The 17,950-nt window shown below is 62.6% G+C and carries 17 protein-coding genes; 7 read left to right on the top strand and 10 right to left on the bottom strand.

From position 1 onward, the window contains the following. Positions 1 to 5: 5 nt before the first annotated feature. The 5 genes from pedF to pqqA form a co-directional block, all read right to left on the bottom strand. Positions 6 to 446 carry a cytochrome c-550 PedF gene (gene pedF / locus CCR94_RS16595; RefSeq protein WP_425332340.1) on the bottom strand — a complete coding sequence of 147 codons (441 nt, stop codon included), beginning with the start codon at positions 444 to 446 and terminating at the stop codon, positions 6 to 8. A 218-nt stretch (positions 447 to 664) separates the two neighbouring features. Beyond that, entirely contained in the window at positions 665 to 1,777 is a 1,113-nt protein-coding gene (gene pqqE, locus CCR94_RS16590) for a pyrroloquinoline quinone biosynthesis protein PqqE (RefSeq protein WP_104508959.1), read from the bottom strand. After that, positions 1,774 to 2,058 carry a pyrroloquinoline quinone biosynthesis peptide chaperone PqqD gene (pqqD, locus tag CCR94_RS16585; RefSeq protein WP_104508958.1) on the bottom strand — a complete coding sequence of 95 codons (285 nt, stop codon included), beginning with the start codon at positions 2,056 to 2,058 and terminating at the stop codon, positions 1,774 to 1,776. Before pqqD ends, pqqE begins: the two co-directional genes overlap by 4 nt. Beyond that, on the bottom strand, positions 2,055 to 2,972 hold the full coding sequence (gene pqqB, locus CCR94_RS16580; RefSeq protein ID WP_104508957.1) for a pyrroloquinoline quinone biosynthesis protein PqqB: 918 nt from the start codon (positions 2,970 to 2,972) through the stop codon (positions 2,055 to 2,057). Before pqqB ends, pqqD begins: the two co-directional genes overlap by 4 nt. 115 nt (positions 2,973 to 3,087) lie before the next feature. Continuing rightward, positions 3,088 to 3,174, bottom strand: coding sequence for a pyrroloquinoline quinone precursor peptide PqqA (gene pqqA, locus CCR94_RS26690; protein ID WP_104508956.1), 87 nt, complete (start codon positions 3,172 to 3,174; stop codon positions 3,088 to 3,090). A gap of 485 nt (positions 3,175 to 3,659) precedes the next feature. Here pqqA and adh point away from each other — a divergent pair, with 485 nt between their 5' ends. Next, on the top strand, positions 3,660 to 5,180 hold the full coding sequence (gene adh, locus CCR94_RS16570; protein WP_104508955.1) for an aldehyde dehydrogenase: 1,521 nt from the start codon (positions 3,660 to 3,662) through the stop codon (positions 5,178 to 5,180). A gap of 156 nt (positions 5,181 to 5,336) precedes the next feature. After that, positions 5,337 to 5,723 (top strand): DUF779 domain-containing protein, encoded by a 387-nt coding sequence (locus tag CCR94_RS16565; RefSeq protein WP_104508954.1) that lies wholly within the window; start codon positions 5,337 to 5,339, stop codon positions 5,721 to 5,723. A 99-nt stretch (positions 5,724 to 5,822) separates the two neighbouring features. Here CCR94_RS16565 and CCR94_RS16560 read toward each other — a convergent pair whose 3' ends face one another. From CCR94_RS16560 to CCR94_RS16540, 5 genes are all read right to left on the bottom strand, one after another. Then, a complete protein-coding gene (locus tag CCR94_RS16560) occupies positions 5,823 to 9,059 on the bottom strand; it encodes an error-prone DNA polymerase (protein ID WP_104508953.1) in 3,237 nt (1,078 codons plus the stop codon). Then, positions 9,056 to 10,579: a Y-family DNA polymerase gene (locus CCR94_RS16555; protein ID WP_184421626.1), complete on the bottom strand. Its 1,524-nt coding sequence runs from the start codon at positions 10,577 to 10,579 to the stop codon at positions 9,056 to 9,058. Before CCR94_RS16555 ends, CCR94_RS16560 begins: the two co-directional genes overlap by 4 nt. Then, a complete protein-coding gene (locus CCR94_RS16550) occupies positions 10,503 to 11,321 on the bottom strand; it encodes an ImuA family protein (protein ID WP_104508992.1) in 819 nt (272 codons plus the stop codon). Before CCR94_RS16550 ends, CCR94_RS16555 begins: the two co-directional genes overlap by 77 nt. A 466-nt stretch (positions 11,322 to 11,787) precedes the next feature. Further along, on the bottom strand, positions 11,788 to 12,261 hold the full coding sequence (locus CCR94_RS16545; protein ID WP_104508952.1) for a hypothetical protein: 474 nt from the start codon (positions 12,259 to 12,261) through the stop codon (positions 11,788 to 11,790). Further along, positions 12,258 to 13,298 (bottom strand): LexA family transcriptional regulator, encoded by a 1,041-nt coding sequence (locus CCR94_RS16540; protein ID WP_104508951.1) that lies wholly within the window; start codon positions 13,296 to 13,298, stop codon positions 12,258 to 12,260. Before CCR94_RS16540 ends, CCR94_RS16545 begins: the two co-directional genes overlap by 4 nt. An 80-nt stretch (positions 13,299 to 13,378) precedes the next feature. Between CCR94_RS16540 and CCR94_RS16535 the strand changes: the two genes are divergently transcribed. From CCR94_RS16535 to CCR94_RS16515, 5 genes are all read left to right on the top strand, one after another. After that, positions 13,379 to 13,657 (top strand): helix-turn-helix domain-containing protein, encoded by a 279-nt coding sequence (locus CCR94_RS16535; RefSeq protein WP_146090056.1) that lies wholly within the window; start codon positions 13,379 to 13,381, stop codon positions 13,655 to 13,657. Beyond that, on the top strand, positions 13,657 to 14,502 hold the full coding sequence (locus CCR94_RS16530) for a ParB/RepB/Spo0J family partition protein (RefSeq protein ID WP_104508949.1): 846 nt from the start codon (positions 13,657 to 13,659) through the stop codon (positions 14,500 to 14,502). The genes CCR94_RS16535 and CCR94_RS16530 overlap by 1 nt, the downstream gene beginning before the upstream one ends. Then, a complete protein-coding gene (locus CCR94_RS16525) occupies positions 14,499 to 14,840 on the top strand; it encodes a hypothetical protein (protein ID WP_104508948.1) in 342 nt (113 codons plus the stop codon). Before CCR94_RS16530 ends, CCR94_RS16525 begins: the two co-directional genes overlap by 4 nt. Before the next feature lie 129 nt (positions 14,841 to 14,969). After that, the gene (locus CCR94_RS16520; protein ID WP_104508947.1) at positions 14,970 to 17,093 is read left to right on the top strand and encodes a Mu transposase C-terminal domain-containing protein; all 2,124 of its coding nucleotides are present in this window, start codon (positions 14,970 to 14,972) and stop codon (positions 17,091 to 17,093) included. A gap of 61 nt (positions 17,094 to 17,154) precedes the next feature. After that, positions 17,155 to 17,913 carry an AAA family ATPase gene (locus tag CCR94_RS16515; protein ID WP_104508946.1) on the top strand — a complete coding sequence of 253 codons (759 nt, stop codon included), beginning with the start codon at positions 17,155 to 17,157 and terminating at the stop codon, positions 17,911 to 17,913. Positions 17,914 to 17,950 lie beyond the last annotated feature (37 nt).

The following is a 17,950-nucleotide window of genomic DNA, read 5'->3' as shown; positions in this document are numbered from 1 at the left end:
CAACCTCAATCGCCCTGGTAGCGGGAGTCGAGATAGGTGCGGATCGCCCACATCGCTTCCTGCGACAGAATGCCCTCCCAAACCGGCATCTTGGTGACGCCGTTCTGGGAATAGCCGTGGCGGACGCGATTGATGAACCATGCGTCGCCTTCGTCGCCCTTGTCGAGATAACGCAGGTCAGGCGCGAGACCGCCGGATTCCGCCTCGAGGCCATGACATCTGGCGCAGTTCTGGTTGAAGCCGGAAGAGCCGATCTTCGTCGCCAACTCCTGATCTTTCGTGCCGCGATAAGGGTTCTTTTCCAGCCAATCGGAACCAGCGGGGGGAAGCCCGGTTGTGTCGATCGCCTGCGGAGTCACGTTTCCATGAGCCAGGACGGAGCCGGCGCCCAGCACGGAGGCGCAAAAAACGACGGAAAGCCCGAGTTTGCGGGTAAATGACGACACGTTATCCTCCAGAATTTTGCCCGATCTTAGAGCGAGCCGCATCGAGGGAAATTGTACTTTGGCGCCCTCGACGAAAGACCGCCACCGCCTTGGTTAGACAGGCCGTCGCCTATATTTATTTGATTGATTTGCATAAATTTTTAGCTTCCGCGTCGTTTGGGAGCCGCGCCGCGCGCCGACGTTCGGCTTGCTCGGTGTCGGCATTGTCAGCGAAAGCCTCAAACCTCGTCGGCGACCTTGGTCGGCGCCATGCGGCGCGGCGCAAAACCCTCGACCTTTTCCGACGATTCGCGCGCGGCGATTTCGCCGATCAGATGATGCCGTGGCGATTTGGAACAGATCGGATCGGTTGCCGCAGGGTCGGCCGCCAGCGCAAGCGCCTGACATCGGCAGCCGCCAAAATCTTCCGTTTTGCGCTCGCAGGAGCGGCACGGCTCCTTCATCCAATCCGTTCCGCGATAGGCGTTGAAGCCGGGCGAGTCGGTCCAGCATTCGGCCAAGGATTTTTCGCGCGCGTTCCAGAATTCCAGGCCCGGAATCGTCTCCGCCGCATGGCACGGCAGCACCTTGCCCGTCGGCGTGACGTTGAACGTCAACCGCCCCCAGCCGCTCATGCAGGCTTTGGGATATTTGGCGTGATAGTCGGGCGCGACATGGTCGATGACGATGCGTCCCTTGTAAAACACGCGCCGCGCCTCGACCTCCGCGTAAGCCCGTTCGCTCTGCTCGCGGGTCGGCATGAGATGGCCGCGATTGCGCAGCGCCCAGCCGTAATATTGCGCATGGGCGATCTCGATCCGCCGCGCGCTTAAGTTTACGGCGAAGTCCACCATCGCGGCGGCGCGGGAAATGTTGGCGCGATGGATCACCGCATTGACGGTGAGCGGCAGGCCGCTTTCGGCGACCCATTGCGCCACTTCGAGTTTTTTGGCGAAACCGCCGGGGTAGCCGCCGATCCAGTCGGCGCTTTCGGCCTTCGCGTCCTGAATCGACAATTGCACGTGATCGAGACCCGCCGCGACGAGATCGTCGAACAGTTTTTTCGTCAGGCCGACGCCGGAGGTGATGAGATTGGTGTAAAGCCCGACCTGCGCGCAATGCGCGACCAGTTCGAGCAGATCGCGCCGCGACGCCGGCTCGCCGCCCGAGAGATGCGCGTGCAGCACCCCGATCTCGGCCGCCTGCGAAAAAATGCGTTTCCACTCCTGCGTGGACATTTCCGCATGCCGACCCGCCATCTCCAGCGGATTGGAGCAATAGGGACACGACAGCGGGCAGCGATAGGTGAGTTCCGCCAGCATGCCCGACGGCGGGGGGAGCGGGTTAGTCATAGGGCGAGCATCCGTTTTTCGAGCAGGCCGGCGAGCAGCGCGCGCACGTCGCGCTCGACCACGACGCGGTCGGCCCGATATTTGTCCGCGAGTTCATCGACGATCCGCGTCAAGGGCGCGGAGCCGTCGCAGCGCTGTAGAATATCCACGCTGATCCCGTTGAGGCGCAAGAAGCGCTCGGGCGCGAGCAGCACCCAGCACTTGCGCACCAAGTCGTGCTTGAGCCGCACGCCACGCAAAAGGAAAGGTCGCGACTCAGCCGTAAAATTATCTTCGCTCATGAAACCTCCGCCATGTCGATCGCCATGCCGTCGAAGGAAATTTCCCAGCCACTCGCCTCGACCCGCGCCCTTTCAGGTGAATCGCACAGCAGCGCCGGATTGGAATTGTTGATGTGGATGAACACGCGCCGCCGGATCGCCAGACCGCTGAGCGCGCGGATCGATCCCTTGTCGCCGTTCATCGCCATATGTCCCATGCGCCAGGCCGTCTTGCGCGAAAGACCGAGGCGGATCATCTCGTCGTCTTCAAAGGTGGTGCCGTCAAAGAAGACGACGTCCGCGCCGTCGAGACGTTTTCGCAAGGCGTCGGTCATGCGCGCGCAGGAGGGCATGTAGTAGAAGCGTTTTCCGCCCCACGCCATTTCAAGCCCGACTGTATTCTCGCCCTCGGCGCCAAGCTCGATGTCCGCTTCATCGGCCGCCTCCGTGTAGAGCGGCGCCTTTCCCGGCGTCACGAACGGCGTGATGGAAAAACCCAGACCCGTGTCGATGCTTTGCTCAAGCTTCACCGTGCGGCGCGCGACGAGATCGGCGTTGAGCACGCCGAACACGCCGCCGCGCGTGTGCGCCATCACCGCTTCGGTGGCGAAGAAGGTGAAGGGCTGCATCTCGCGCATCACCAGCAGCCCCGCGATGTTGTCGATGTCGCCGTTGGGCGCGAACACGGCCTTTATTGGAGAATGTCGCGGCGCCGCCTTCGGATGCAGCGCCGGATTGTCGAGGATCTGCTGGCGCAGGTCGGGCGTCGCCGACAACACCATCCAATTTTCGCCGTCGGCGCTGACGGCGAGACTCGCCTGCGAGCGCCGCTGTATCCGCGGGCTGTTGGCGTAAGCGAGGCGGCAATTTTCGCACAGGCAGTTCCACTGCGGCAGGCCGCCGCCGGCCGCCGAGCCGAGCACAAGAAATCGCATGTCGACCTGATTTCAAAAAATGCGTTGCGGCGCGGGCGAGGCCGGCCCGCGCCGCAACGAGACGCGCGCATCAGCGGGGAGAGGCCAGGCGCGCGAAATCCTAAAACCGGTAGATCTAGATTTCCGCTGACATATAGGCGGTGACTTCCATGCCCACGCAAACTTCGCAGGCCTGCGGCGTCGTCCAGCTTGTCTCGTTCATCGTGCTTCCTCCACCATGGAGCCGTTTCGGCCCTTTGTTATCGCGCTCTCGGCGCATGGATGAGGATAATGGAGCGAGGCGGAACGTCTACGGCGCCAAAGTAGGAAAACAATCTTGTGCGGCGCGGTAGATGCTTGCGAGACGCCAATCCTCAGCTTCTCATACCGGCAGGGGCAAAGGGTCAATCCCACTAAAGAGCACTATCGCAAGGCGTGCGGCCGGGATTAGCATCCACAATGTCGAAGTCATAATCTTGAAACGACATGCCCTGGGGAGGTCATGCGAAACAGGAGTCCAGCGCGTTTTCGCGCCACGGCCAGCGCTTGCCTTGTCGCCGCCTCGGCGGTGACCGGATGTCGCGCGGGCCTGTCCCTGCATCGCGTCGGCGAGCCCCCCGCGCATAAATTGAACGCTTGAGTTTCGAACGGCGCCGCCAACGGCGGTCGGCCCGGTAAGCGCGAAACGCGCAATGTGGAGGAAGACAAATGTACCAGGAAGCTGTGGCGCAACTGACAGGCAAGAACCTGATCAAGTCCAAGTTCGACAATTTTATCGGCGGCAAGTGGGTCGCGCCGGTCAAGGGTCAGTATTTTGACAACCTATCGCCGATAACCGGCCAGGTGCTGTGCAAGGTTCCGCGCTCGACCGCCGAAGACATCGAGCTCGCCCTCGACGCCGCCCACAACGCCAAGGACTCCTGGGGCCGCATGCCCGCGGCGCAGCGCTCCCACATCCTGCTCAAGATCGCCGACCGGATCGAGAACAATCTGGCCTCGCTGGCGCTGGTCGAAACCCTCGACAACGGCAAGCCGATCCGCGAAACCACCTATGCCGACGTGCCGCTGCTGGCCGACCATTTCCGCTATTTCGCCGGCGTTTTGCGCGCGCAAGAGGGTTCGATCTCGGAAGTCGATCACGACACCATCGCCTATCACTTCCATGAACCGCTCGGCGTCGTCGGCCAGATCATTCCCTGGAACTTCCCGCTGCTGATGGCCGGCTGGAAGCTCGCCCCGGCGATCGCCGCCGGCAATTGCGTCGTGTTGAAGCCGGCCGAGCAGACCCCGGTCAGCATTCTGGTGTTCGCCGAACTGATCGCCGACCTGCTGCCCGAAGGCGTGCTCAACATCGTCAACGGTTTTGGCGCGGAAGCCGGCCGCGCGCTGGCGTCGAGCAAACGCATCCGCAAGATCGCCTTCACCGGCTCGACCGTCACCGGCCGGACCATCGCGCATGCCGCCGCCGACAACCTGATCCCGGCCACGCTGGAACTGGGCGGCAAGTCGCCCAACATCTTCTTCGCCGACGTGCTGGCCGAGGACGACGACTTCTTCGACAAGGCGCTGGAAGGCTTCACCCTGTTCGCCTTCAACCAGGGCGAAGTCTGCACCTGCCCCAGCCGCGCCCTGATCCAGGAATCGGTCTATGACCGCTTCATGGAGCGCATCGTCAAGCGCGTGCAGGCGATCAAGCAGGGCAACCCGCTCGACATGAGCACCCAGTGCGGCGCCCAGGCCTCGCAGATGCAGATGGACAAGATCCTCTCCTACATCGACATCGGCAAGCAGGAAGGCGCCCAGTGCCTCACCGGCGGCAAGCGCGCGACCATGACCAACGAACTCGCAGCCGGCTATTACATCGAGCCGACCGTGTTCCACGGCAACAACAAGATGCGGATCTTCCAGGAAGAGATCTTTGGACCGGTCGTGTCGGTGACAACTTTCAAGGACGAGGCGGAAGCCCTGGAAATCGCCAACGACACCATCTTCGGCCTCGGCGCCGGCGTGTGGACCCGCGACATCGGCCGCGCCTACCGGATGGGCCGCGGTATCCAGGCGGGACGCGTGTGGACCAACTGCTACCACGCCTATCCGGCCCACGCGGCCTTCGGCGGCTACAAGGAATCCGGCATCGGCCGCGAAAACCACAAGATGATGCTCGATAACTACCAGCAGACCAAGAACATTTTGGTCAGCTACAGCCCGAAGTCCCTCGGGTTCTTCTGAAAACAAAAAAAGGCCGCCCCGGCGAACCGGGGCGGCCTGAAGCCCTCATGGTGAGGAGGAGGCGGAGCCTCCGTCTCGAACCACGAGGGCGGTCCACGGATTTCTGCGCGGCGCCGGCGACGGGCCGCGCATTTTCATTTTTTCGGAGCGCCGCCCATGTCCGCCCCAGCGCGCGTCATCGCCACGGAAGAAACCCTGCGCTGGATCGCCATCTTGCGCGAAAAACACGGCGCGCTGCTGTTCTACCAGTCCGGCGGCTGCTGCGAAGGCTCGGCGCCATTGTGCAATCCGCTCGACGGCTATTACCTCGGCCCGCGCGACGTCCTGCTCGGCGAGATCGGCGGCTGCCCCTTCTACATCCGCGAGGACCAGTTCGAATATTGGCGCCACACGCAATTGATCATCGACGTGGCGCAGGGCGGCTCCAACGGTTTTTCGCTGGAGGCGCCGGAGGGGATCAGCTTCCACACCCGCTCGCGCGTCTTCACCGACGCGGAAGCCGAAGCCCTCGCCGCTGCGGGCGAACCCGGGCGCGGCGGCTAGCGCATATTCCCGAAAAGCGTGCGCGGTTTTCGGAAAAGAATATGCGTAAAACCAAAGATTTAGAGCAAGTTCGGTGAACGTGAGTTCACCGAACTTGCTCTAATGGAAATCGCGTGATTTCGGAATCACCCGCACATTGCGCGGATGATGCGCGCGCTCGGCGCGTCCATGCAGCCCCTCCGCCAGACGCGACAATTCGTCCGAGCGATCATAAATCCGCCGCGCCAGCAAATGCACCACGCCGGCCCAACTCTTCTGCACCCTCCCCTCCACCGCCATCAACCGCGCCGCCATGGTCTCCCGGCGAAACTGCTCGAACAGGCGCGCGTAAACCGCAACATTGATCACGCCGGTCTCATCCTCCAGCGTGACAAAAACCATCTTGCCGTCGCCGGGACGCTGACGGATCAGCACCAGCCCCGCCGCCTTGCGCCAGGCGCCGTCGGGACATCCCGCCAGCGCGCGGGCGCTGGAATATTTTTCGCGCGAAAAAAGCGGCCGCAGCAATTGCATGGGGTGAGCGTTGAGCGTCAGCCGCAAGCTTTGATAATCCGCGACGACCTGCTCGCCGATGCCGAGCGCCGGCAACAAGGGATCGGGCTCCTGCGCCAGTTCCTCGACCCCCGCGGCGGCGAACAAGGGCAAGGTTTTTTCGCCCGGCAGGCGGCGCGCGGCCCATAGCGCGGCGCGGCGATCGAACCGCTCGCGCGGCTCAAAGGTCATCGCGCGGCAGGAGCGGAAGGCGTCGGCATCGGCAAGAAGTTTTAGCGCGCGCGAGGACAGAGCCGTGCGCGCCGCGCAGGATTCCAGCGTGTCAAACCCCTGCCCCCGCGCCGCCACAAGTTTTTCAATTTCATCCTCGCGCAGCCCGCTGATCTGGCGAAAGCCGATGCGCAAGGCAAGACCGGCGTCGCCGCGCTCCAGCGTATTATCCCACTGGGAAGCGTTGACATCGACCGGGCGGATTTCCACCCCATGTTCGCGGGCGTCGCGCACGATCTGCGCCGGCGCATAAAAACCCATCGGCTGCGCGTTGAGCAGCGCGCAGGCGAACACCTGAGGATGCCGGCATTTCAGCCAGGCGGAAATATAGACGAGAATCGCGAAGGAAGCCGCATGGCTTTCGGGAAAGCCATAAGAGCCAAAGCCCTTGATCTGTTCGAAACAGCGCTGGGCAAACGCGCGCTCATAGCCGCGCGAAACCATGCGTTCGACCATCAAGGATTCGAACTGGCCGATCTCGCCGAGATGCCGGAATGTCGCCATGGCGCGCCGCAACCGATTGGCTTCGGCCTCGGAAAACTCCGCCGCCACCATGGCGAGGCGCATCGCCTGCTCCTGGAACAGCGGCACGCCCAGCGTCTTGCCGAGCACGCTCCGCAATTCGTTCGCATCGCCGCGCCCGGGCGCGGGCGAAGGATACGAAACCGGCTCCAGACCCGCGCGCCGACGCAAATAGGGATGAACCATATCGCCCTGAATCGGTCCGGGGCGAACGATGGCGACCTCGATCACGAGATCGTAAAACGCCCTCGGCCGCAGATGTGGCAGCATGTTCATCTGCGCGCGGCTCTCCACCTGGAACACGCCAACGGAATCGCCCCGGCACAGCATGTCGTAAACGGCGGAATCCTCGCGCGGGACATCGGCCAGCCCGATGCGCAAATTCTCATGCGCCGCAAGCAGGTCGAACGCCTTGCGGATGCAGGTGAGCATGCCCAGCGCGAGAACATCGACCTTCATCAACCCGAGCGTGGCGATGTCGTCCTTGTCCCATTCGAGAAAAGTGCGCTCAGCCATGGCGGCGTTGCCGATCGGGCAAATCTCGTCGAGCCGCCCGCGCGTGAGCACGAAGCCCCCGACATGCTGCGAAAGATGACGCGGAAACCCGAGAGTTTTTTGCGCGAAAAACAGCACTTGCGCAATGACGGGATTGTCGGGATCGAGGCCCGCCTTCGCGACCTCCGCGCCGCCGAGCCGTGGCGAACCATGGCCGCCCCATTGCAACGACGACAGCGCGCCGATCATGTCCTCGGACAGATCAAAAACCTTCGCCACATCGCGCAAGGCGCTGCGCGAGCGATAGCGGATCACCTCCGCCGCGAGCCCCGCGCGCGCGCGACCGTATTTCGCGTAAATATGCTGGATGACCTCCTCGCGGCGCTCATGCTCGAAATCGACGTCGATATCAGGCGGTTCGCGCCGCTCCGACGAGATGAAGCGCGCGAACAGCAGATCGTTGACCGCCGGATCGACGGCGGTGATGCCGAGCACATAGCAAACCGCCGAATTGGCCGCCGAGCCACGCCCCTGGCACAGAATGCCCTTTTCCCGCGCGAAGGAAACAATGTCGTGAATGGTGAGAAAATAGGGCGCGTAATCGAGTTCCGCGATCAAGGCCAGTTCATGCGCAAGGAGGTCGCTCACCTTTTGCGGCGCCCCTTCGGGATAGCGCAACGGCAGGGCGCGGTGAACCAACTCTTCCAGCCAGACCTGCGGCGTCCAGCCTTGCGGCACGGGTTCATCGGGATATTCATAGGCGAGGTCGCGCAGATGAAATTTTACCCGCGCGAGAAAGTTTTGCGTCTCTTCAATCGCCTCCGGCGCGTCGGCGAACAGTCGCGCCATTTCGCCTGGCGCCTTCAAATGCCGTTCCGCATTGCTCTCCAGGCGACGACCCGCCTGCGCGAGCGTGACATGCTCCCGCACGCAGGTCAGCACGTCCTGCAAGGGGCGGTCTTCGGGGCAGGCATAAAGCACATCGTTCTGCGCGAGACTCTTTACGCCCTGCCGCAGCGCCATCTCCCGCAAGGCTTGAAGCCGGCGTCGATCCGCGCCGCCGCGCGGCATGGCGACTCCGAGCCAGAGCCCCGCGCATTTGTTTTTCGCGCGCGCCAGAAAGGACTCACATTCACGCGGTGGGGGCGGCGGCAAGAGGATCAACAGAAGGTCGCCCGCGTCGGTCAGCAAATCCTCGAAATTCAAAAGGCATTCGCCCTTTTTCGCGCGACGTTTCCCAACGGTGAGCAGGCGACAGAGTCGCCCCCAGCCGGCGCGGTTCCTTGGATAGGCGATGATATCAGGCGCGCCATCCGCGAAGACCAGACGCGCCCCGACAATGAACTTGAAATTTTTCGCCCGCTTGGAAAGCTTCTCGTCCTCGCAAAAATCTTCCAGCGCGCCAAGCGCGCGCACCACGCCGGCGACGGAATTGCGATCACACAGGCCGAGGCCCGAATACCCCAGTTTCAAAGCCCTGAGGATCAGCGTTTCCGGCTGCGAGGCGCCGCGCAGAAAAGAATAATTCGAGGCGCAAGCCAGTTCGGCGTAAGTCACGCAAACAGTCCATGAAGAAACCAACGCGGCGCCGCCTCGCCGCGCTCGTAAAGGCCGTGGCGGAACAGCCAGAACCGCCGCCCTTCCGCATCCTCGACGCGATAATAGTCCCGCTCCGGCGCCTCCAGTCCATGCAACCGCCAGTCGGGCGCGATGCGCTCCGGTCCTTCGGCGCGCAGCACGTCATGTATTTTTCGCCGCCAGCGAAATCGCGCGGGCGGCCCATCCGGCGCGAGCGCAACGACCTCGACCGGTTGTGGCGGATCGAACAGAGTGAGAGGCCGCGCCGGCGGCTCGCCGGGAACCGGCGCGGGCCATGTTGAAGGCGGCGCGGAGGCGGGAACCGCGCGGCTTTCACGCTCTGGCTCATGCGCATCCTCGCGCATGAATCGCAGCACGCGCGCGCGGCCGAAACGCGTGGTGAGGCGATCGAGCAATTCGCTCAACTCCCGCTCGTTGTCGTTCCGGGCGGCGCCGTCGAAACTCTCCTGATGCGCGTCGCATGTTTCCGCGCGCGGCACGGCGAGACGCAGGGCGTCGAAGCCGAAGCCGGGGTCGAGCGGATCGGCGAGCGAGTCGAGTTTTTCGCGAAACAGCCGCGCGAGGAATTTTTCGTCGCGCGTCGGCCGCAGGGTTTCTATATCAAGGCGGCGCACATGGCCATCGGCGCGAAAGAAAGACAGTTCGAACCTGCGTCCGCCTTCGCCGCGCTGCTCCAAAAGGAGAGCGACGTCATGCAGCAGGTCGTCGATGACAGATTCCACCGCCTCGCGCTGCGAAAAAGGTTCGAGGAAATGCCGTTCGACCATGCGGTCGGGCGGAGGCCTCAGAGGCGTGATGCGATGGTCGGCGCGGCCGAACAGCCGTTCGAGTCGAAAAGGAAACTCATTTCCGAAACGCGCGGCGAACACCCGCGTCGGCCGCGCCGCCAGATCGCCGAGCGTCTTGAAGCCGGCGCGACCAAGAGCGAAATGGATTTCCTCATCCGCTTCCAATGCGGCCAGCGGCAAACGCGCGACTGCGCCTTCCGCTTGGTCCGTAAAGGTTCCGCCAGCGGAAAACCGCGCCAAAGCGCGCGCGCAATCTGGCGACGGCGCCACGGCGGCCTGAGCGGTGAGACCCCATGCGCGGAAATCGGCGATGACGCGCGCGCGCATCGCCTCCTCTCCGCCGAACAGATGCGCGCAGCCGGCGATATCGAGCACAAGGCCATGCGGTTCGTCGAGCGCCGCAAGCGGTGTGTAGCGTTCGCAGCGCGCCGCAAGGCGCAACAGCAGGGCGCGATCGGCGGCGGGATCGGCGGGCGCGACGAGGAGGCTTGGCAAACGCGCCCGCGCATCCGACAGCGACAGGCCGGGCGTCAATCCCTGCGCCAGGGCGGCGGGGTCGAGCGCAAAAAGCCTTTGCGCATTGGCGCGTTTTTCCACCAGGGCGAAGGGGCCTTCATCCGGCGCGCCGCCGCAAAGGCGCAACCGCTCCGTCGGCAGGAAGGGCAGGAAGAGAGCGAGGTAAAGCCGCATCGTCCGGCTCTGGGATCTGGTGAAACAGGCCTTGGTCACGCAACCACTCCAAACGCCACGAACGTTCCGCCGTTAGCCCACGATGGCGCAGCAAGGTGATCTCAAAACCGGGCGCGCCCGGCGCATTGGCGGACAGGGCGCGCGACAGACAGGCGCGCGCCTGCCAACGAGAGGCGGCGGCGCTGGGCGGGGGGCCGGTTTGCGCGTCTTCGAGACCGACGCGCAGCAGGAACAAGGTGACGCCGGATTTTTCCGCCGCCCGCGCCAGACGCAAGGTGGCGGTGAGATTTTTTAACACATGCGGCGTCCCGACAATTTCGATCAAGGCGGCGCCGAGGCTCTTGCAGCGCGCCGCCTCCATCCCGGCGCGCAAGACGGCTTGCGCATCGCGCCCCCGCACCAGCGACAAGAGCGCGGGATCGACGCCAAACTCCGCCAGACCGACGCCATTCAGTCGCCCAGCCTCGTCATCGAGAAAATCCGGCCGCGCCCAAAGCAAAGGCCGCTCCGGCGCGGCGCGCCGGGCCAAAGCCAGGCAGAAGCCGGCGGCGGCCGACCAATCGGCCCAAGGCGCATGAATTTCGTGCAAGGCGGCGCGGTTCAATCCGCCGCCCAGGACATGATCCACCTCGCTCGCGCCAAGAGCGAAAGCCTGCTCGCGATCCGGCGCGCCAAGGCCATGCCGGATCGCGATCCGGGCGAGAACCAACCGCAAGCCAGCCAAGGTTTTGACGCGAGACATCATTCGCCCCTCTGCATGACATGCATGGCGTTTGCACGAGATTGTTCTTGCTATGTTCTTATCAAATCCCGAAACGCCGAAAGAGTCAAGAGAGCATGCGACACGCGCCCGAAACGCAAAAAAGCCCCGCCCGGCTGTAATGCATCAAATCATATGGCCAGCGGGATTAGCCGGCATTGGGTGGGATTGAGCGCGCCGAGGGCCTAGGAAACCGGGCGTCAGAGGGCGGCGGCGAGGCGAGCTTACGTCGAAGGCGTGTGTCAGATCAAATGGCCAAGAATCGACGCGGCGGCATCGAATTCCGGGCGAGTCCGGCTGGAAGGTGCAAATGGTCAGGCGCGCGGCGAGGCGTGCCGCGATTTGGCGGACTTGCCCGGAATTCGGGAGAGTGCAGTGCATTGGGCGCGACTTGGCGTTTTGGGCCAACATGCAAATTTTACGGGCCTCGAAGGTGTTCCCGGTGTGGTCATTCGGCCGGATCAATTGAAAACCAGAGACCCATCCCTTGCACCACCTGGAGCGCATATTTCTCGCCATCGAGCATCGCCTCCCCCTTCTTGTCCTTACCTTTAAAGCCGGACATGATCGTTCTTAAGGCGACGCCGCGCTGATCTTTATCGACGCTGGGCGAAAAAATCTCCATCGCGACGGAGATCGATAGGAGCCAGTCGGCCATCGACTTCGAGTCGCCATCCCAGATAACGACGCCGGTCAGGCCGGACGCCCTTTTGACGATTAACGCGGCGACATGTTCACTGGCCTGATAGGTGCAAGTGTCTCGATCATCCTTGGCGCACTGCTGGAGAGCAAAGCGGGTATCGATTTTAAGCTTTCTCGCGGCTTCGTTGAAAGCCGTTGCGAATTCGTCAGCCTTAAACGTAGGCGCCGCAAAACAAGAAGATGAAAGCAACATCACGAATGCAAAGAGAGCATGCTTCATAGCCGATTATCCCACCAAACAACTTTGCCGATAATTTTAAAGGAGCCGTCGCGCTTCAGGTTGAATACTTCAGGCTGGTATTCGACAGCATTGTCGCTGTGGATGGAGATCCAGTCATTATCGATCCTTTGCAGGCGCTTCAGTCGCACGTCTCCCTTTTGAAGGAACACGTAAACGTCGAGCGGGCTCTTGCTGCGCTTGGAGTGTGCCGAAGGCAGGATCGATTGGGCGCGGTCTATCATCAGCAGTGCACCATCGTCGATCGTCGGCTTCATCGAGGAGCCGCGCGCACGCAGGGTTTCGAGCCTCGCCCTGGCCGCATCGTCGCCGAGCAGCTTTTCCAGGAAGACATAAGGGAAAGGGATGACGCTCTCGACCTGGACGACATCGACGAATTTGCCTTCGCCCGCAGCGGCGGAAACGTCGAGGTGCGGGATGTGGACGATCTCGATCGGTGGGGCGGGGAGAGCCGATGTCGGCGCGGCAAAATTGGATGAAATTCCAGGCGGCTGCGCCACAATTTCAGCGTCGCCAAAGAAAACCGACGGCACGGTGTCGCAAGCGGCGGCTATCAACAAGAACCGATCGACCGTGGGAGATGTACGACCGGTCTGGTAATCCACCAACGTTTTTTCAGGTATTTTTGTTAAAGTACTGATTATACGTCGTTTTGTTGGGATATAGAGATAACCCTGAAGCTTTTCAAGGAATAACGCGCTCAACTGGCACGCAGTGTAATCTACTTGCTTTGCTGAGAGGGACAGAATGTCGGAGGATTCATCCGGCGCTCCGCCCTCGAAGCGCATAGCGTCAGCCGGGCTAAGACCTGCGGCGAGTAAGATCGCGAAAAAACGGTCTATCGGCGGAGTCGTGCGGCCGGTGAAATAGTCCTTGAGCGTATTCTCGGAAATTCCAGTCTTTTGCGCGATGCCCTTGCGTTGGGCTGTTCCCTGCAACGCTCCGCGCAGCAGGTCGAGCGCGCGCGCGCCGAACCGCGCGACGTTATCATCATGCTCGTTTTTCAATAAATCACCCATGGGTGATGGTTTCCGCTTGACGTTATCTCGTTCGCTTGCGAATAATCACCCATAACTGATTTGTGGGTGATATTTAGGTGATGACCGCTTCCTCACATGTTCCCTCCGGCTGGCATCGCGCCGACATCATCGCTGCGGTGCGAAAACGTGGTTCGACCCTCTCGGAGATGGGTCGCAACATCGGCCTAGCGCCGAAAAGCATGCATTGGGCGCTGGGTAAGCGCCATCCGCGTGCGAACGTCGCGATTTCCAAATTCATCGGCGTACCGCTTCACGAACTTTGGCCGAGCTTTTACCCGGCGCCGCTGGCCGAAGCTACACCCGAAAATGCGCTGTTGTCCCGCAAAAAGGCGTCCTGATGGCTCCTCCTTTCATTGATATCACCAGCATTGATACGCGCAATCGACTGCGCGATTTTGACCCGGACGTGGTCGAATTCATCGCCCCGTCAATCCGGGACAATGCTGGCAAGCCGCGCTCTCCGATTCTTGTGCGACCGAAGCTGTGCGACGGTTTCGAATATGGGCTGATCTTCGGTCTACATCGCCTGGAATGTTTTAGGCTGTTGAAAATCGAACGGCTTGAGGTCGGTGAAAACGGCCACGTCATCATCCGAGATATGGATGACGATCAGGCGCAGCTTGCCGAGATTGACGAAAATCTGATGCGCGGCGAGCTGAAGCAGCTCGATCTCGCCATGTTCGTCGCCGCCCGCCAGGGCGTCTATGACCGCATCTATCCCGACAAGATAAATGGTAAGTCGCGGAATTCACATGCGGTTCAAAAATCGCAAAGTTTGCGAACCTTCGGCGAACGGTTTTCCAAGAACATTGCCCGTAAGCTCGATGTCTCCGAGCGGGCCATCCAGTATCTGCTCGAAATCTCAAAGTTGGACGAACAGGCCGTCCGTGACCTGCGTGGTTCGGCAATTGAAGACAATCAGCGGGAATTGCTGGCGCTAGCGAAGCGGCCCGCCGATGAACAGCGCCAGATCGCGGCTGCGATCCGCGACGGGCGGGCCAAGGCCATCGCGCCGGCGCTGGTTGCTGTGGGTCTGGCTGAGCCGCCGCCGATCGAGCCGCCTCAAAAGCGGATTTATGCCGAACTGGTCGGCGCCTGGGACCGGGCCGACAAGATCACACGCTCGCAGTTTCTAGAATTCGCAGGACTCTCCTACGCGGCGACCAGGGGAGCGAAGAAATGAGCTCCCCTTCCGACGATGGCCGCCTCGCGATCTATGCCTCCATCGGCAAAATTGAGGCGGAGCTTGCGCGCCTACGTGATCTGGTCAGGCAGGATGAGCAGGTCGGCATTGTCCATCAGGCGAAAATCTTGGCTTCGCTCAGCGTCGACGCCGCCGAGTTCTTGCGCGAGGTTCTCGGCGAGGCCGAACCGCGTCAGCAAATTGCCCAGAGGACGGGGATTCCAGGCGGGACACTCAAGGACTATTCCACCGGCCGCACATTGCCGCCGATCGACCGCTTTTTCTCAATCATGGCGGCGGTGGCTGATCTCAATTCCCCGGAGATCGCCGCGAAATGATCTCCCCCGACCGCTTTCTCCTGCTCGTGTTCTGTCTCGCGCCCTGGGCAGTGGCGGCGGCCGTGATTTTTGGCGCGCTCATGCTTGAGCGGCGCGCGCGCTCCCGCTCTCCCCGGTCTCGCTGATCCCATGAAATCCTGGCTGACCACATCCGAACTTGCGGTGCTGGCGCTGCCCGGCTTCCCTTCCACCCGTCAGGGATGGGACGATCTGGCTGCGCGCGAGGCTTGGGCGGAGCGTTCGGGGTTGAGCCGGGACCGCCAGAAGCGCGGCGGAGGTGTGGAATATCATGTGGACCTGCTGCCGCCGGCCGTGCTCGCGGCCTATGTCGCCAAGGCGACCGGGCGCGTGGTGGTGGCGGAGGAGGACCGGCTGCTCGGCGAGGCATTCGAGCCGGAGCAGGTGAATGCGGCGGCGTTGGAACATCGCGACGCGCGGCTCGCGCTGGTTTGCGCCGCCGACCGGATCGCCAAAGGCGGCGCGATGACTCGGCAGACCGCCGACACCATTTTCTGCGCCCACTACAATGCCGGCAAGGTCGAGGTGGATGATTGGGTCCGCACGGCGGTGAAGCAGTTGTCGCCGCGTTCGCTTCGGCGTTGGCGCGACCTGCGCGCGGCCGGAGAGATCGGGCGTCTCGCTGTCGATCGCGGCGTCGGGCGGCGCGGCAAGGGCGTGCTGGATGCGCCGGAAGTGCGCGGCTGGCTGCTGGGTTACATCGCGCTCAAGCCGCATTCCTCAGCGCAGTCGGCGCACGATTATTTGCGGGCGCAGTTCCCCGAGATTGACGTGTCCGTGGTCACGGTTTCGCGCGCTTTAACCGCGCTTAAAGACGTCGAAAAGGTCGCGCTCAGCTGCGTCACCAATCCGGATGCCTACAAATCGAAATATGAGATTTCCGGCGCCAACTCCAACGCGGTTTCGCGGCTCAATGAGCTTTGGCTGATCGACGCCTCGCCGGCCGACGTGATGCTGACCTCCGGGCGGCATCAGATTTACGCCTGCATCGACCGTTTCTCCCGCCGCACCATCATTTACGTCACCAAGACGCCGCGCTCGGAGGCTGTGTGCCTGCTGCTGCGCCGGGCGCTGCTGGCGTGGGGCGTTCCCGAGCGGATCAAGACCGACAATGGTTCGGATTTCAAGGCGCGGCGCACCGTCGCGCTGATGGAGCATGCGCTCAAGATCGAGGTGAATGTCGCCAGGGCCTATGACCCCAAGGCCAAGGCGCACGTCGAGCGCGTCATCAAGACGTTTCAGCACGATTGCGCGTCGGATTTGCCGGGCTTCGTCGGCCACAATGTCGGCGAGCGCAAGGTGATCGAAGAGCGCCGGAGCTTCGCTGAGCGCATGGGCATGTCCGACGACAAAGTGTTCGACGTGTCGCTCGACGCCAAGGCGTTTCAGGCGGCTTGCGACCATTGGGCGGGCGTGCGCTACGAGCATCGCAAACATGGCGGCGATGACATGGGGCGGATGTCGCCGTTTCAGAAGGCGGCTTCGTACCAGGGTAGCATCCGCAAGATCGACGATGTCCATGCGCTCGATTTGCTGATGGCTCCGATCGCCGGCAACGACGGTGTGCGCACGGTTTCCAAGAAGGGCGTGAGGACCGATAATTCGGTTTACATGGTTCCCGCCGTGCTGCCGGGGACGCGCGTGTTCGTGCGCATGGACCCCGCCGACCTCGGCCGCATCTTCTGCTTTAGCGAGGATGGTCTGCGATTTCTCGGCGAGGGCGTGTGCCCGGAGATGGCGGGCGTCGATCCGTCGAAACTGCTGGCGCAGACCAAGACGGCGCAGGCAGCGCTGCTGGCCGAGCGCACCGCGCCAATCCGCCGCGAGCTGCGCGACCTCAAGAAGAACAAGCCGGCGCTCGCCGCCGAGATCGCCCGCCGCGAGGCCGAGGCGGCGGGCAAGCTGATTGCGCTGCCGCGTCCCACCGAAACCTATTCCACGTCTTCGCTCGAAGCGGCGCGCGCCGCGATCGACGGGCAGGCTCAGGCGCCTGCCGCACTGTCACCCGCGCAAAACATCGAGCGCATCACGATCGCGCCACTGCCCGTTCTGGCGGTGCTGCCCGAGACCCGCCACCAGCGCTTCGCGCGCGCCAAACAGATGGAGGAACAGGAAAAATCCGGGATCGCATTGAGCATTGAGGATGCCCGCTGGCTGGCGGGCTACCGCGCCGGGTCGGAGTACCGCGCCCTGGTCGCTGTGCAGGCTTTCGCGGAGCAATCCGCGAAAAAATGAAGCCCCTGAGCTGGAACCTCAGAGGCTTCGGATTTCGAAATAGACCTTACAGGAGAAGAAAATGGCAGATAGGCCGAAAAACGTCAATACCGGACAATCGCTGATCGTGCTCAGCAATGTTCTCGCCTTCGTCGAACTTGCCATGCTGGTTAAGGACCGGTCGCCGGGCCTGCCGAATTTCGGCGTGTTTTCAGGATTTTCCGGCTACGGCAAGACTTACGCCGCCGCCTACGTGCGCAATTTGATGCGCGGAATTTATGTTGAGGTCGGATCGTCCTGGACCTCGAAAACGCTGGCCACCAACATTCTCTATGAATTGGGAATCGTGAATCCGCGCGGTTCGGTCGCGGATATGGTCGAGCAGGTGGTGCGGCTGCTCGGCGACGAACCCGACCGTCCGCTGATCATCGACGAAGCCGACAAGATGGTCACGAAGGGCTATGTCGAGATCGTCCGCGAGATCGCCGACAAGTCGCAAGTGCCGGTGCTGTTGATCGGCGAGGAGGCGCTGCCGCAACTGCTCGTGCGCATCGAGCGCGTGCACAATCGCGTCCTGAAATTCGTCCAGGCTCAGCCCTGTGAAGAGGACGATACGCGGGCGCTGGCGCAGATGATCCTCGGCGACACCCCGATCGAGGACGCGCTGATCGTCGCCATCCGAGAAAAGACGCAGGGACGCGCCCGACGCATTGTCACCAATTTGGCCAATGCGCGCGACTGGGCCGCGACTAACCAGCCGGCAGGTGGGCTGACCCTCGCAAATTACGGCGCTCTGATCGCGACCGGCGACGCGCCGGCCATGCGCAACGGCAAGCTGTGAGGGGGTGGCTATGACACACTCTCTCAAGGTTTCCCTC

Origin of the sequence: Rhodoblastus sphagnicola, assembly GCF_002937075.1 — a bacterium.
GTDB lineage: Bacteria > Pseudomonadota > Alphaproteobacteria > Rhizobiales > Beijerinckiaceae > Rhodoblastus > Rhodoblastus sphagnicola.
Note: the sequence above shows the minus strand (reverse complement) of the source record. Positions and strands in the feature narration are given on the sequence as shown.